This is a genomic window from Bartonella sp. B10 (genome assembly GCF_053794435.1).
The window spans coordinates 1,231,997-1,247,634 of the sequence record NZ_CP200030.1 but is presented as its reverse complement, the minus strand read 5'-3'; the positions used below and the strand labels follow the sequence as shown (position 1 = coordinate 1,247,634).

The 15,638-nt window shown below is 36.7% G+C and carries 12 protein-coding genes; 9 read left to right on the top strand and 3 right to left on the bottom strand.

The genetic code is table 11. The features are described 5' to 3' along the window. The first annotated feature begins 262 nt into the window (after positions 1-262). From V3565_RS05265 to pth, 3 genes are all read left to right on the top strand, one after another. Positions 263-1,195, top strand: a complete 933-nt coding sequence (locus V3565_RS05265) for a ribose-phosphate pyrophosphokinase (protein WP_455478140.1) — start codon at positions 263-265, stop codon at positions 1,193-1,195. Between the two features lie 432 nt (positions 1,196-1,627). Then, positions 1,628-2,254 carry a 50S ribosomal protein L25/general stress protein Ctc gene (locus V3565_RS05260; protein ID WP_455478139.1) on the top strand — a complete coding sequence of 209 codons (627 nt, stop codon included), beginning with the start codon at positions 1,628-1,630 and terminating at the stop codon, positions 2,252-2,254. 76 nt (positions 2,255-2,330) lie between these two features. Further along, positions 2,331-2,912 carry an aminoacyl-tRNA hydrolase gene (gene pth, locus V3565_RS05255; protein WP_455478138.1) on the top strand — a complete coding sequence of 194 codons (582 nt, stop codon included), beginning with the start codon at positions 2,331-2,333 and terminating at the stop codon, positions 2,910-2,912. A 143-nt stretch (positions 2,913-3,055) separates the two neighbouring features. Here pth and V3565_RS05250 read toward each other — a convergent pair whose 3' ends face one another. Continuing rightward, on the bottom strand, positions 3,056-3,799 hold the full coding sequence (locus V3565_RS05250) for a L,D-transpeptidase (RefSeq protein ID WP_455478137.1): 744 nt from the start codon (positions 3,797-3,799) through the stop codon (positions 3,056-3,058). Between the two features lie 261 nt (positions 3,800-4,060). On the opposite strand from V3565_RS05250, the gene ychF reads away from it, so the two are divergent. Continuing rightward, the gene (gene ychF / locus V3565_RS05245; RefSeq protein ID WP_455478136.1) at positions 4,061-5,164 is read left to right on the top strand and encodes a redox-regulated ATPase YchF; all 1,104 of its coding nucleotides are present in this window, start codon (positions 4,061-4,063) and stop codon (positions 5,162-5,164) included. Between the two features lie 168 nt (positions 5,165-5,332). On the opposite strand, the gene V3565_RS05240 is transcribed toward ychF, so the two are convergent. Continuing rightward, a complete protein-coding gene (locus V3565_RS05240; RefSeq protein WP_455478135.1) occupies positions 5,333-5,773 on the bottom strand; it encodes a PRC-barrel domain-containing protein in 441 nt (146 codons plus the stop codon). Between the two features lie 702 nt (positions 5,774-6,475). Here V3565_RS05240 and V3565_RS05235 point away from each other — a divergent pair. Next, positions 6,476-6,931 (top strand): tRNA (cytidine(34)-2'-O)-methyltransferase, encoded by a 456-nt coding sequence (locus V3565_RS05235; protein ID WP_455478134.1) that lies wholly within the window; start codon positions 6,476-6,478, stop codon positions 6,929-6,931. A gap of 251 nt (positions 6,932-7,182) precedes the next feature. Here the strand turns inward: V3565_RS05235 and V3565_RS05230 are convergent, their stop codons facing one another. Then, positions 7,183-8,436 (bottom strand): CCA tRNA nucleotidyltransferase, encoded by a 1,254-nt coding sequence (locus V3565_RS05230; protein WP_455478133.1) that lies wholly within the window; start codon positions 8,434-8,436, stop codon positions 7,183-7,185. Between the two features lie 256 nt (positions 8,437-8,692). Here V3565_RS05230 and V3565_RS05225 point away from each other — a divergent pair, with 256 nt between their 5' ends. Genes V3565_RS05225 through V3565_RS05210 form a run of 4 tightly spaced genes read left to right on the top strand, consistent with a single transcriptional unit; the run spans position 8,693 to position 15,526 of the window. After that, the gene (locus tag V3565_RS05225) at positions 8,693-9,724 is read left to right on the top strand and encodes an AAA family ATPase (RefSeq protein WP_455478132.1); all 1,032 of its coding nucleotides are present in this window, start codon (positions 8,693-8,695) and stop codon (positions 9,722-9,724) included. Next, entirely contained in the window at positions 9,724-10,635 is a 912-nt protein-coding gene (locus tag V3565_RS05220; RefSeq protein WP_455478131.1) for a DUF58 domain-containing protein, read from the top strand. The genes V3565_RS05225 and V3565_RS05220 overlap by 1 nt, the downstream gene beginning before the upstream one ends. Next, a complete protein-coding gene (locus V3565_RS05215; protein WP_455478130.1) occupies positions 10,632-13,433 on the top strand; it encodes a DUF4159 domain-containing protein in 2,802 nt (933 codons plus the stop codon). The genes V3565_RS05220 and V3565_RS05215 overlap by 4 nt, the downstream gene beginning before the upstream one ends. After that, positions 13,430-15,526 (top strand): hypothetical protein, encoded by a 2,097-nt coding sequence (locus V3565_RS05210; RefSeq protein ID WP_455478129.1) that lies wholly within the window; start codon positions 13,430-13,432, stop codon positions 15,524-15,526. The genes V3565_RS05215 and V3565_RS05210 overlap by 4 nt, the downstream gene beginning before the upstream one ends. Positions 15,527-15,638: the final 112 nt, after the last annotated feature.

Sequence of the window (15,638 nt, the reverse complement as noted above, 5' to 3'; positions counted from 1 at the left end):
TAAAATTATAAAAAAATGAAAGCTCGTTCCATTATTGGTAATAATATTCCTAATAGATTCACAATAAACACCAGTTGATATAACAAAATAAAATTTTCAATTAATTCTACTATTTAATGATAAAAGTTTTAAAAAGAAAATATGTATCTCTTTAACTATGATGAATAAAATTGTAAGATTTTTGCAATTGTTGTCTTGCAATGCGATAATAAAAAGTTAAAAAGCATATCACACTCTACCATGATTACTCTGAGGTTCTACCATGAAACTTTTCTGCGGCAATTCTAATCCACGCCTTGCTGAAGATGTTACGAATTATTTGAATATTCCCTTGGGAAAAGCAACCGTTAAGCGTTTTGCTGATCAGGAAATTTTCGTAGAATTACACGAAAATGTACGTGGAGAAGATGTGTTTATTTTACAATCCTCATCCTACCCTGCGAACGATCATTTAATGGAATTACTCATTATGATTGATGCCCTACGTCGTTCTTCAGCACGTCGTATCACAGCTGTTATACCCTATTTTGGTTATGCTCGCCAAGATCGTAAGCTCGAACCGCGTACTCCTATTTCCGCAAAACTTGTTGCAAATCTCATCACTAAAGCAGGAGCTAATCGCGTTTTAACATTGGATCTTCATGCAGGACAAATTCAAGGTTTTTTTGATATTCCAGCAGATAATCTCTACGCTGTTCCAACCATTTCTCGTGATGTAAAAATACATTATTCTCTTGAAAATGTCATTGTTGTTTCACCTGATGTTGGTGGTGTAGTACGTGCACGCTCCTTAGCTAAACGCTTAAATAGCTTGTTGGCTATTGTTGATAAGCGTCGTGAACGCCCTGGCGAGTCAGAAGTGATGAATATTATTGGAGATGTATCAGGAAAAGATTGTCTCTTGCTTGATGATATTGTTGATTCAGGTGGAACTTTATGCAATGCGGCAAGCGCTTTGCTCAAACACGGTGCAAACAGTGTCACAGCTTATATCACTCATGGCGTTCTTTCTGGAAACGCTATTGAACGCATTACCAATTCAGAAATGAAAGAACTGGTCATTACTGATTCAATTATGCCAACAGCAGCAATTGAGAATGCACATAATATCCGTGTCTTACCAATAGCTGATTTAATCGGAGAAGCAATTGCAAGAACAGCAGCAGAACAATCTGTCTCAAGCCTGTTCAGTTAAGTAGATACCCTGATAAACCTCTTAGCGCCACCTCTAAACCATCACTTCCTTACATAAGAGCATGCATTGTCAATGGTTTTTCTGTTTCAATGAATGTTACGTTATACAAAACACTATACGGTTACATCCTACCTATATTAATCTCCATCTCCGTGACGGAGCAAACATTTGATTTTAAATATATCAATACTACTTGCTGCTTATTTTGCATCATATTTGCAACATTTTTTCTTTTCCAATATTAGAAATTTCTGTTTTTTTCTACAACTCTTGCATCTGTGAATAGTTTGAATTATAGAAAAAAATCTGCGTAGACACCCTTGGAGGCAGCGCAGAATGAAGCAAACGCTCCCTACAGCGTGTATCTTCATGTTCATGCAAAAACTATTGTTAGTTTTTGGTGGATCTCCAATCATGTAAAAGGACTTAATTATGAGCAAGAGCTACACTCTTAAGGCTGAAAAACGCGAGCGGGTTGGTAAGGGGTCCTCCCGTGAACTTCGCCGTCATGGCCTCATTCCAGCCGTCATTTATGGTGACAAACAGCCTCCTTTGGCCATTGCAGTTTCCTACAAAGAAATCTTCTATAAAATTCACGCAGGTGGCTTCCGTACCACCGTTGCGACTATTGAAGTTGGTAAGCAGAAAATTTTAGTTCTGCCAAAGGATTACCAACTTGATCCAGTCCGCGATTTTCCTATGCATGTAGATTTTTTACGTATTTCAGCGAAATCTGTTGTAAATGTGAACATCCCAGTTCATTTCCTTAATGAAGACACAGCTCCTGGTATCAAACGGGGAGGTGTTTTAAATATCGTTCGCCATGAGATAGAATGTAACGCACCAGCGAATGCTATCCCTGAAGCAATTGAGATTGATCTCTCTGGTTACTCCATTGGTGATTCTATTCATATTTCAGCAGTGCAATTACCAGAAGGAGTTACTCCAGTTATTCAAGATCGGGACTTTACCATTGCAACCATCGCAGCTCCTGCTGGCATGAATACTGGTGATAATACATCAGAACAAGAAAATAATGTGAATAGCACAAAAACTTAATAAACTTTAGCAGGCGGGAATATTTTTCCGCCTTTACTCGACATTTTTTAAGTTCTACGCTTCACTGAAGGTACATATGTGGATTATTGCTGGTCTTGGCAATCCTTATTTACACCATAAAAATAACCGCCATAATATCGGTTTTATGGCTATTGATGCTATTTATCAATCCTTATCTTTTTCTCCTTGGTCGACAAAGTTTCAAGCCAACATTTCTAATGGAATCATAAACGGTGAAAAAACTTTTCTTATAAAGCCTGAAACTTTCATGAATTTATCTGGCCAAGCCATTAGTGAAATTTTGCGATTTTATAAATTAGAATCAAGGAATTTGATTGTCATCTGCGATGAATTAAATTTACCACCTGGGAAAGTTCGGGTAAAAACAGGCGGTGGTAGTAATGGACATAATGGTATCAAATCTATTGACGCCCATTGCGGTACTGACTATTGTCGTGTACGCTTGGGTATTGGACATCCTGGTTCTAAAGAACTTGTTCATCAACATGTGTTAGGGAATTTTACAAAATCAGACCAAGAATGGTTACCCTGTTTATTAAATACAATAGCAAAAAATATTGCTCTCCTAATAAAAAGAGATGCTAATCTTTTCATGAATGAGATCTCACGAGAAATGAAAAGCAAAAATACACTGTAGTGGATCATCTCTTAACCACAGAAAAGAAACCTCAACTCTTATTACAATTTTTATGCATAATATTTTTTATAGCGAACTGAAAATCACGCAATGATAAACCAAAATTTACAAGATAAAGCTGTACTAACTTGCTCCACTTGGAACTAAAACAGTTTATTTTGAGTGACTGTTGATTGTGGTTGATCATGAACATTGAATGATTGATTGAAAACATTGGATATACTCTCACTATTTTGCAACACGACTACGCGCGATCCAACGGGAACACGATCATAAAGATCAATGATATCGTGATTAAGTAAACGTATACATCCACTTGAAATAGCACGGCCAATCGACCACGCTTCATGAGAGCCGTGAATACGGAAAAGCGTATCCTTTCCATTTTTAAACAGGTAGAGTGCCCGTGCTCCTAATGGATTATCAGGCCCTGGAGGCATTCCTCGCCCTAAATGACCATAACGTTCTGGTTCTCGAGTCATCATCGCTGCAGTAGGAGCCCAATTTGGCCATTGACGTTTTTTCTGAACGATCCCCATTCCTTCAAATGCTAATCCCTCTTTACCAACACCGATACCATAACGCAAAGCCGTACCATTTTCACCAATGAGGTAAAGAAAACATTCCTTAGTATCTATAATCAATGTACCTGGTGGATAAGATGTATAATAAACAACCTTCTGTCGCCAAAATTTTGGATCAATTGTAGAAAGATCGACAGCAGGCAATACATAAGGTTCATTTGTTACAGCTCCATACCAAGCTTGTATTTCTTCTGGAATATACTGAACTTGCTGAGAAGAAACAAGCGCAATATCTGACTGCTGCATACCACATCCAACCAAACTCAGAAGTACAGAAATTAAAAAGACACTACGAGACAACACGCTTTATATTTTCTCCGATTAATTCATGATAAATGACCTGAATACTACAAAAAACTTAGCACATTATTAATGTTAATTTAGATTATTTCATAGTTTCAATAGAGAATGTTTAGAATATGGTGATACAAAGTTATTATATTTCTTGAGTATAGTTTTTTCGCTTCATAGTAAGTAAGAGACTATAATGCTTATTAAAATATGCTATAGAAATTGCCAAAGAATCTATATCTTAACTATAATAACTAACAGAGAAGAAGATTTATGGGCTTTAAATGCGGTATTGTTGGACTACCTAATGTCGGGAAATCAACACTTTTTAATGCGTTAACGAAAACAGCTACAGCACAAGCTGCCAATTATCCCTTTTGCACGATCGAGCCCAATACTGGTGAAGTCGCTATTCCAGATTTGCGGATGGAAAAGATTGCATCTATTGCTGGTTCAAAGGAAATTATTCCCACGCGCATCAGTTTTGTTGATATTGCTGGTCTTGTACGTGGTGCTTCAAAGGGGGAAGGTTTAGGCAATAAATTCTTAGCTAATATTCGCGAAGCCGACGCCATTATTCATGTTTTACGCTGTTTTCAAGATGAAAACATCACCCACGTAGAAGGACGAGTTGACCCCATTTCCGATGCCACAACTGTTGACACAGAACTTATGCTTGCAGATCTTGAAAGTCTTGAACGACGTATTGTACAAATTCGTAAACGAGCAACCGTAAAAGACAAAGAAGCTCTGACAATTCTTCCTATGATGGAAGCATCCTTAGATTTACTGCAAAAAGGAAGTCCTGTTCGATTATTACTCAAAGATGCTTCCACAGACGAGCGTTGTATCCTTAAAAGTTTAAACCTTTTAACATCTAAACCCGTACTTTATGTTTGCAATGTGAGCGAAAATGATGCTGCTCGTGGAAATAATTTTACTCAAATGGTCGAAAAAATGGCAACAGAGCAAAATGCTCACAGCATTATTATTTCAGCTTCGATAGAAGCTGAAATAGCTCAACTTAATGATGAAGAAGCCGCAGAATATCTTAGTACCTTAGAACTTTGTGAACCCAGTTTGAATCGCTTGATTCGTGCTGGTTACTATTTACTTGACCTAATCACCTATTTTACATGTGGACCTAAAGAAACACGTGCATGGACAATAATTCGTGGCACAAAAGCTCCACAAGCAGCCGGCGTCATTCATTCAGATTTCGAACGCGGCTTCATTCGTGCTCAAACCATCAGTTATGAAGATTATGTTGCTCTAGGAGGAGAAAATGGAGCAAAAGAAGCAGGTAAAGCTCGTGATGAAGGTAAAGAATACATCGTACAAGATGGTGATATTATGCTGTTTAAACACAATACCTGATACACTCCATAGAAGCCACTTCATACCCTTTAAGAGGATGTTTCAATTTCTTCTACAAAATTATATCAGAACCTACAAAAGATATTATTCAAATAGCATTTAATAAAAACAGCACTACCATACGCTATGATAGTGCTATTTTCTCTGTAGAGGAAGAAAGTACAATAATCAGTGTGACCAACGTCCTTCATATTTAAATCTTGGAGCTTCCTTCAGCGAATCCTTTGTTGCATTAGTAATAAGCTTCCATTTGCCGTAATCATTCGTCATCTGAATTGTCTCTGGAGAAACAACAACGTAACTTTCTCCTATACCCAGAAAACCACCAATAGCGATAACAATCCCTGCGATATTATTTTCACGCAGAACAATATCTTTTACTTCGCCAATATTTTCATCTTCTATATTGTATACACTTGCACCAATAAGACTCGAAGCAACAAAATCAGTCGCTGAAGGTGTAACATAACGCGCATACATATCCGAACCAACCTGTACAACACCCGTTGACAAAACTGTTTCAGGTTCAGAAGGTACCATAAAAGACTGAGCATAAGTACCGGAAGCTATCCAAACTGACATAAGAGCAGTAAATGCAATTTTTTTCATTTTAACATCTCCGTTTTTACTTTACAAAGTTTCAATGCATCATGATCAGATTTGTTCCCCGTACTTTTTTAAGAGTAGCAATCTTATCCCTTTCTCTTATTCAATTTCTAAATTTTTCCATAATATTTCTCTAAACTGCGATAAATCTGAATTTTCAAATATGAGCAATTCCCCCAAAATTATTTAAAATAAGATAACATAAAAACGGTTTTCTTAAGAAGAAACATGCAAAGGCTAGTTACTTTTACATGAACTAAATATCCCACTTACAAGAAAAGGATAAGGTACAATAGCTAAAGCTAAAATATTGCTCACAATGAAATAGGGATTATATCAAATTAAATTCTCTACTTTCAATTGATTGCTACCTAACACTTCTTACGCTCTTTTTATAAGAATGCTAATATCACTTTTACAATATAAACCCTTCTAATTATCTATTTAATATTAGCAAAATACTGCGCCAAGCAATGCTGGGATGATATTTACATATCAACATAAATTTATTCTGTTTTTAAATATTTCATTGTTTAAACATAATAAATCAATTTATCCCGAGTATCATTAGAAAAGAAAAAGATACGCTCTTGTTTACTTAATGATAATTAACCACCAAAATCACACGCTTATCGATTATATCATTGGGAATAATTCATATAAATCCTTTACAAATTACAAATGAAAAATTACTCTTGCTATTGTATGCTTCATATTGCTCTCTTTCAACCTGATATCGCCGGCAATACGGGAACGATTTTGCGTCTTAGTGCCTGTTTTGGTTTGTGTGTTCACATTATTGAGCCCGCGGGCTTTGATCTATCAGACCGAACCCTTAAGCGATCAGGCATGGATTACATTGAATATGCCTCTTTAGAACGGCATATTGATTGGCAACATTTTATGAGAACCACCAGACATTTTAATCGTCGTCTTTTACTTTTGAGCACAAAAGCAGAAACATGTTATACAGATATGCATTATCAAAAAAATGATGTTTTACTTTTTGGTCGTGAATCAGCAGGAGTTCCAGATTATGTCCACGAAATTGCTGATTACGCACTAAAGATCCCTATGCTGCCACACATGCGCTCTCTAAATCTTGCAATGAGTGTAGCCATGGTCACAGGAGAAGCACTTCGCCAAATTGGTTACAATTAGAATCCTACTTACGAAAAAATGGAAAAGCTCTATCAAAATCTACAAGATGTTAATAAAGGCACTGGCATATTGCACATTGCCAATGATTTTCAAAAAATAATTCTATAATATCTTTCTCAAGCATCATACCAATTATTTCGGACTTCATATTATTTCTTTTACTGAACGACGAATAATTATAAATATGGCTCTAAACAACTATAACTTCACATAAAATAAAAAAAACAATAACTTATTTGAAAAAATTAATATTATAAATTAATTTTTTCTAATAATTCATCACGATTTATTGAAAATCCGCTCTCAATCCATATCCTTTCTAGCTCTTTGAGCTTTTGTCCTAAAAACACTCCCTTAGCCAAACCTTTCTTCATTAAATCCTTTCCACTAACTGGAAAAGTTGGAATCTGCCATTTTTGAGCAAGATGATAAAGCCTCATATAATTTTCTGCTTTTTCCAAAGCTTCTTTCCCCTCCAAAAAATTATCACGTTCTGCAGCTATAGATAGGGATAGCTGATCTAAAACCGGCTGTCGACCATGAAAATAAATGAGTTTTTGTATAAAACTGTCTGAACAATTTTGGCAAATCATTTCCAAATTTGCCCATTCCTTTAACCGCATTTTTTCCTTATTAGATAAACGCAATCGATGTGCCATTTCACGAATTCTCACGAGATTAGGAGGAATGATACTTTCTAATCGCAGCAAGGGATCCACTTTCCAACCAAGCACCTGTTCTGTTTTCACAAGTGAGTGGATCGCGTCAATGCCCCACTTTTCTGTTTCAGGAAAAATCAGTGTCAAAACTCCGCTTTGGCGCATCCACAGAAGAGCACGTGTTGGATCTGCAGCGGCAAGCAGTTTTTTTATCTCTCCCCAAATACGTTCATATGACAGTTTTTGTAACCCTTGTTTTAAATTAACGCATGCTTTCAATCCTTGCACGTCTGGTCGCCCTGCCCCATACCAAGCAAAAAAGCGAAAAAACCGCAAAATACGCAAATAATCCTCACGAATACGATTTTCTGCAATACCGATAAAGCGTACTGTCCGACTGGCAATGTCATTCAATCCTCCGACTGTATCATAGATATGACCATCAGCATCGCAATAAAGCGCATTCATAGTAAAATCCCGTCTTTCAGCATCTTTTTGCCAATTACGACCGAATGCTACTTTTGCATAACGGCCATCTGTTTCAAAATCGGAACGAAGAGTTGTAACCTCATAAGAACATGACTCAGCAATAACAGTGATTGTACCAAACGCAATACCTGTAGGAATAGCTTTGAATCCTGCTTTTTCTACACGCGCTATAACTTGTTGCGGTAAACAGGTTGTCGCAATATCAATATCACTAATAGGCTGACCCAACAGCTGATTACGCACTGCTCCACCGACAATGCGAGCCTCTTCACCATCAAAAGATAAAACATGTAAGAGTGTTTGGATATTGTTATTCTGCAACCAATCAACATGTTTAAAATTTTGTATTATACTCACCCTCTAACCTTCCAAATAAATTATCATTAATCTCGTAAACTCCTATCCTTATAAAACAACACCTCTACTGCATTCCTGAAACACATATCTTTTACTAAACATGAAAATATATGGGTATTAAAAAAACAGCATATTACATCTATTTTCTCTTCATCTTTTTTTTGCTACAAATCATAAAATATTCATTATAAGATATCCTCTATTGATTACACAAAAAATACTATCAATTTTATGATCAGCGCCTTAAGGAAAAAATATGAGTCAAAGTGGTACATTATCTAATTCTATTAAGAAGGCCAATATCAGCAGTGAATCCAAAATAACCATTGATGATATTGATGCAGTACACAAGGAATTAGATATTCTGCAACAAGAAGTTGATAAAGTTATTTTTGGACAAAATCATGTAATTGAACACGCATTAACGGCCGTTTTAGCTGGTGGACATGCACTTCTCGTTGGCGTTCCAGGACTTGCTAAAACATGTATTGTTGAAACATTGGGAACAGTATTAGGACTTGATGAAAAACGTATTCAATTTACACCAGACTTAATGCCATCAGATATTATTGGTTCTGAGATTATGGATTCAGATAAGGATGGTAAGCGCTTTTTTCGATATATTCATGGCCCTATTTTCACCCAACTTCTCATGGCAGATGAAATAAATCGCGCTTCTCCTCGCACTCAATCAGCTCTTTTACAAGCCATGCAAGAATATCATGTTACCGTTGCTGGTATCCGTTATGATTTGCCAAAACCTTTTCATGTTCTGGCAACACAAAATCCTCTTGAGCAGGAAGGAACTTATCCACTTCCCGAAGCACAGCTGGACCGCTTTTTGATGCAAATCGATATTGACTATCCCGATCTGACAGCAGAACGACGTATTATTCTAGAAACAACAGGAATAAAAAATAAAAGCGCAAAACCAATTTTATCGACCAAAAAATTACAAAAAATTCAAAAAATTGTTCGTAAGATGCCCATATCGGAAAATGTTGTTGAAGCTATTTTAAAGCTGGTTCGTTCAGCCCGACCTAATAAACACAACACTCTTGCAAACTCTTATATCGCTTGGGGACCTGGTCCTCGAGCGTCACAAGCTTTTTCACTTTGTGCTCGCGCCCGTGCTCTTTATCATGGACGTTTAGCTCCCTCACTTGATGATGTTGTCATATTGGCTCAGCCCATATTACAACACCGCATGGCACTTAATTTTTCAGCGCGTGCTGAAGGCATAACTATAAAAGATGTTATTGATAATCTGACAAGAGACGCCCTCTAATGGCCATTGGCAAAAAAGTTTCAAAAAAAGACCCACTATCGCTCACTGCCAATCTGCATAAAGATACGGCTAATATGCAGCATTTTCTTTTACAAGCACGTATTATCGCCAATACATTAATTGGCGGATGGCATGGTCAACGTAAACAGGGTAACGGAGAAAATTTCTGGCAATTTCGCCCTTATATTAAAGGAGAATCCATTACACGTATTGATTGGCGCCGTTCAGCACGTGATGAACATACTTATTTACGCGAACACGAATGGGAAGCAACACAAACCGTTTGGATTTGGCCTGATCAGAGCGCTTCTATGCATTATTGTTCGCGTTTTTCAAAAATTTCTAAAGGTAATTACGCTATCATTCTTGCCCTTGCATTAGCAACACTTCTTACAAAAAGCGGTGACCATATTGCTATCCCTAGTTTAATGCTTCCTACCATGACATCAACTGCAGTAGAACGCATGATGCTAGCTTTAATAAATCATCAAGATGAAAATCCATTCCCAGATTTTTCAACCATTACACGTTTTTCGCATGTCATCATAATAAGTGACTTTCTTGATTATCCTGAAAAAATTATGCAAAATTTAGCAATTTTATCCACAAAACAGGTCACTTCTCATTTAATTGAAGTAGCTGATCCTGCAGAAGAAAGATATCCTTACAAAGGCTGCACAGAATTTGTTGATCCTGAAACAAAAGAACGGCACATTCTTGGGAAAGCAGAAAACTTCCGAGAACATTATTGCAAGCTATATCAAGAAAGGCGACAAAAATTAAAAAATTTTTGCTTGCGCCAAGGATGGACCTATCATGTCAGTACAACAGATCAGCCTGTAACAAAAATCATTTTACAACTTGCAAATGAAATGAGTGTCTCTTCCCCTAACGCAAGGAGGGCACTTTGAGTTTTGCTGCTCCTCTACTTTTATTGGGACTTTTTTCCTTGCCAATTATTTGGTGGTTGGTGCGGATAACCCCTCCTACTCCCTGTAAAGAGATTTTTCCTCCTTTTCGTTTTCTTCCTAAAACAATTAGTCAACATGAAGCCAAAAACCATACACCTTGGTGGTTACTGTTGTTACGATTAACCATCGCCGCACTGATTATTATCGCTTTAGCACGACCAACTTTGCATCAAGAGCAAAGTACATTCTCCGGATCTCAACCACTTGCACTCATTATTGATAATGGATGGGCATCTGCAACAGAGTGGAAAAAACGTATTGTTGTTGCCGAATCCCTCTTAGCACAAGCAGAAAAGAAACAAAAAGATATTTATTTGCTTGCTACAGCTGAAAATGACAGCTTTGATATTGGTCCATTACCTGCAAAAGATATCAGACAAAATTTAATGAATTTGCAACCCCGCCCTTGGCCTGTTGACCGTATGCAAACACTAAAAAAACTTGTTGAAATACACAAAGGCAAATCTCTTGATATTGCTTATTTAAGTGATGGATTACAAACAAGCGAAGACACCAAAGCTTTTTCCCTTATTGAACAATTAAAACCAAATAAATTTTTGTGGTATTTATCAGATATTTCCAACCTAACTGGCATAGTATCCATAGAAAATAACAATACTAACATCGCAGTACGCATCATTCGTGCAACAAAGCATGGTGAAAATATAATTACACTAAGCCTTTATGATTTAAACAATAAAGTCCTCGGCCGTTCTACAATAAACTTTAAGGAAGGAGAAACGACAGCTCTTGTTCCTTTTAACTTACCACTTGAATTACGTAATAGTATTGCATGGATAAAAATCGAAAATAACGCCCACGCTGCTGCAACTTTCTTAATTGACAATCGCAATCAAATGAACCGCGTTGCTCTCTTGTCACCAAGCATTAACGAAATAGCACAGCCCCTACTTTCTCCATTTTACTACATTATCAAAGCATTACAAAATCATACACAGCTGATAACAGCAGGAGGAAAAGAGCTTTCAATTGATATTGATCACTTACTCAAACAAAATCCATCCGTTTTTATTATGGGTGACATTGTTAATATGCCAAAAGAAGTGGAAAAAAAATTATCTGATTTCGTAAATAAAGGGGGAAAACTTATCCGCTTTGCTGGAGACAATCTAAGTACTACAGAACATCATGATAGCCTACTACCCGTTCCACTTCGTCCTGGAAAACGTTTACTTGGGAGCACTATGTCTTGGACTGAACCGCAAAAGCTTGCACCTTTTGCAAAAAATAGTATTTTTTCTGATCTTCCTTTTCCAAAAGACATCACTGTCTCACGCCAAATTTTAGGAGAACCGAACTCAGATCTCTTTGAAAAGACATTACTCAGTCTTACTGATGGAACTCCACTTATTACAGCTGCTAATCACGGCAAAGGTATGCTTATTTTTATTCATATTGCGCCAGACATTACGTGGTCAAATCTTCCTATTTCTGGATTTTTTGCACAAATGTTGCAAAAACTAATAACATTCAATACTTATTATAATGAAAACTCAACACATATAAAAACAACAACGCCACAAAATCCTTGGCGAACTTTGACAGCTGATGGGAGGTTACAAACTCCTCCCCCTTTTGTTGTACCACTCATCGTTAATACACAAGATCTACCCCTTCCCTCTTATCGTACCCCACCTGGGCTTTACGGCTTAAAAAATAATCTCTATGCACTCAATCTCCTAAATAATTCATCGCGCTTAATCAAGCAGTCGACATTACCAGCCTCTTTGAGCGCAAAACCTCTATCTTATGACATAAAAGACAAATATCTAACTGGTCCACTTTTGGGATTAGCTATCTTATTATTTACTCTTGATAACTTTTTAGTGTTGTGGATAAGAAAAGCTTTTTTTCTCAACCGACACAATAATATGCTTCTTCTTCCCCTAACGATAAGTCTTATCATATTATTCGTACATGTACCGATTACTCATGCGCAAAGCACAAAAAATGATTATAAAACTATAATACAAGCAGCTGGTGCCACTCATCTTGCCTATGTAATAACAAATAATCATGAAATTGATACTACGAGTAAAAGCGGGCTAGAGACGCTAAGTAAATTTATAGCAGAGCGTACAATGCTTTCGCCTGGTCCTGTGATAGCGCTTGATCTTGATAAAGATGAACTCGCATTCTATCCCCTTATTTATTGGCCAATTGATGCTAATAGTCCTCTCCCAACACAAAAAAGCATCGAAAAAATAAACAATTTTATGAAACATGGGGGAACAGTATTATTCGATACACGTGATCAAATAAACAGCTCTCTTAACTTTGATGAAACAACAAATCCATCTACACAAAGATTACGAACTATCTTAAGAGAATTAAATATTCCAGCCATTGAACCAGCATCATCGGATCATGTTATTTCTCGTTCTTTTTATATTATGCCAGATTTTCCAGGTCTTTACCGTGGTTCACCTTTGTGGGTTGAATCATCATCAATGAATAAAAAAAGTAACGATTTTCTCGCAAGTGGTGATAATGTAAGTTCTATTCTGATCACTGCTAATAACTTTTCCGGTGCTTGGGCACTAGATCAAAAAGGGTCCTGGAAATATCCACTTATTCCTAATGATTCAATGCAACGATTATGGGCATTTCGTGCAGGATTGAATATTGTTATCTATGTCCTAACAGGAAATTATAAAGCCGATCAAATTCATGTTCCTGCATTATTGGAACGCTTTAACAGAGAAAGAAGGCAATGACACCATTTTTCACCTTTCAGCCTTTTTTACCTATCTCTTGGATTCTATTACTGGGAGGGATATCCGCTATTTTTGTGATCATTGGCCTCATTATTCAGCGTCAAGGATCTTTATTACGTCTTGTGGCATTGACTTGTCTTATCCTTACTTTGCTAAATCCCATGATCATAAAGGAACAACGTGAACCACTCAAAAGCACCATAGGAATTGTAGTTGACCGCAGTAAAAGCCAAACATTTGGTACACGTACAAATGATAGTGATGAAGCATGCGCACAATTAATAACTGCATTAGCACACTATCCACAATTTGAACCACGCTTTATCGATGCAGGAAAACTTGATAACAATCAATATGCACTATCAACAAATTTATTTAACGCTTTAACACACGCCATATCTGATGTACCGCAATCTCGTTATGCAGGAACAATTTTTATAACAGACGGACAAGTGCATGACATTCCACCACTATCAGATCTGTATCACAAAGCACCTATCAATGCTCTTATAACAGGAAGATCAAACGAATTTGATCGCCAAATAAAGTTTGTTTCTCCCCCTCGCTTTGCCCTTATCAATAAACCACAAATGCTATCCATTTTGGTAGAAGATAAAGGACAACATCAAGAGCATATAGCAATGCAAGCAAACATTACAGTAAGCATTAATGGTCAAAAAATTGGTAACTATTCTGTAACCCCTGGTACTATTTTTCAAACTGAAATCACCCTTTCCCATGCTAAAAAAAATATTATTCAAGTGACAACTGATGTGCAAAAAGGTGAATTAAGCTCCGAAAATAACAGTGCCACAACCGTTATTGAAGGAATAAGAGAAAATCTACGCGTTCTTCTTATTTCAGGTGCACCCTACAATGGTGAGCGTACATGGAGAGATCTTTTAAAAGGAGATTCCAACATTGACCTCGTTCATTTTACCATTTTACGTCCTCCCAATAAAGCAGATGATACACCCTTAAACCAATTATCACTTGTAGTATTTCCCACAACAAGACTATTTGTCGAAGAGATTGATAATTTTGATCTTATCATTCTTGATGGCTATCAACATTCTCCGTTTCTTCCATTAATCTATTATGATTATATCGCCCAATATGTACAAAATGGTGGAGCATTGTTAATGGTAACAGGTCCAGAGTTTACCCAGCAATATTCACTTGCTAAAACACCATTGATAAGCATCCTACCCGCATTACCAACTGATGTTATTATTCAAAAACCTTTTCGTCCAACATTAACCAAAGAAGGTGAACGTCATCCTGTGACACGAGACCTTGCAACACCCGCTCATCCAGCTTCTCAATGGGGACAATGGCTGCGTCAAATTGCCGTTCAAAACACAAACAAAGGTACTTCCCTCATGAAAGGAGCCGATGAACAAACACTCTTGCTTCTTTCCCATGTTGGTAAAGGGCGTGTAGGTATGTTGCTTTCTGATGAAAGTTGGCTTTGGGCACGCGGTTTTGAAGGTGGAGGTCCATATGCAGCTCTTTATCGTCGAATTGCTCATTGGCTCATGAAAGAACCTGATCTTGAGGAAGAAAAATTAAGCACTATAAGTGACAATCATCATTTAACAATTCGTCGCCAAACACTTAAAGATTATCCAGAACCTGTCGAAGTAATCTTTCCTTCTGGAAAGAAAAAGAATATTAACCTTGTTAAAGAAAAAGAGGGGGTATTTACAACGACTATTAACACCAATGAAACAGGAATTTTTACTATAAAAAATGGTGATCTAACAGCACTATCTTCTGTAGGTCTGCTTAACAATATTGAATTAAATGACGTAATTTCTACAGAAGAAAAATTAACTCCTATAAGCAAATACACAGGAGGCCATGTAGTACGTTTACACAACGAAAAAAAAGCAAATATCAGTATTCCTCCTATTAAGATAATTCAATCGAAAACAGAACGAACATCTTCCCTTGCTCATTCAATTATCCTAAAAGAAGCAACAGAAACCCGTATAATAAATACCTTTTATTTCTCAATTTTTTCTGGTTTTTTTGCGCTACTTACTTGTCTTTTAATGTTGAGCAGTGTGTGGTACCGTGAAAGCCGTTAAAAAATACACATCAAGAACACACCATTATACCATGTATCTTTTTCAAGGTATCATTTTGTAATATTAAAATGAACAAAGTATAAATTTTATAAAGGGTCTTTTTATACTTTCA

What these genes read in the sequence shown, in the direction of transcription:
- pth (WP_455478138.1), top strand. Translation starts at nt 2,331, where the DNA reads ATGTGGATTATTGCTGGTCTTGGCAATCCTTATTTACACCATAAAAAT.
- ychF (WP_455478136.1), top strand. Translation starts at nt 4,061, where the DNA reads ATGGGCTTTAAATGCGGTATTGTTGGACTACCTAATGTCGGGAAATCA.
- V3565_RS05260 (WP_455478139.1), top strand. Translation starts at nt 1,628, where the DNA reads ATGAGCAAGAGCTACACTCTTAAGGCTGAAAAACGCGAGCGGGTTGGT.
- V3565_RS05210 (WP_455478129.1), top strand. Translation starts at nt 13,430, where the DNA reads ATGACACCATTTTTCACCTTTCAGCCTTTTTTACCTATCTCTTGGATT.
- V3565_RS05235 (WP_455478134.1), top strand. Translation starts at nt 6,476, where the DNA reads ATGCTTCATATTGCTCTCTTTCAACCTGATATCGCCGGCAATACGGGA.
- V3565_RS05265 (WP_455478140.1), top strand. Translation starts at nt 263, where the DNA reads ATGAAACTTTTCTGCGGCAATTCTAATCCACGCCTTGCTGAAGATGTT.
- V3565_RS05240 (WP_455478135.1), bottom strand. Translation starts at nt 5,773, where the DNA reads ATGAAAAAAATTGCATTTACTGCTCTTATGTCAGTTTGGATAGCTTCC.
- V3565_RS05220 (WP_455478131.1), top strand. Translation starts at nt 9,724, where the DNA reads ATGGCCATTGGCAAAAAAGTTTCAAAAAAAGACCCACTATCGCTCACT.
- V3565_RS05225 (WP_455478132.1), top strand. Translation starts at nt 8,693, where the DNA reads ATGAGTCAAAGTGGTACATTATCTAATTCTATTAAGAAGGCCAATATC.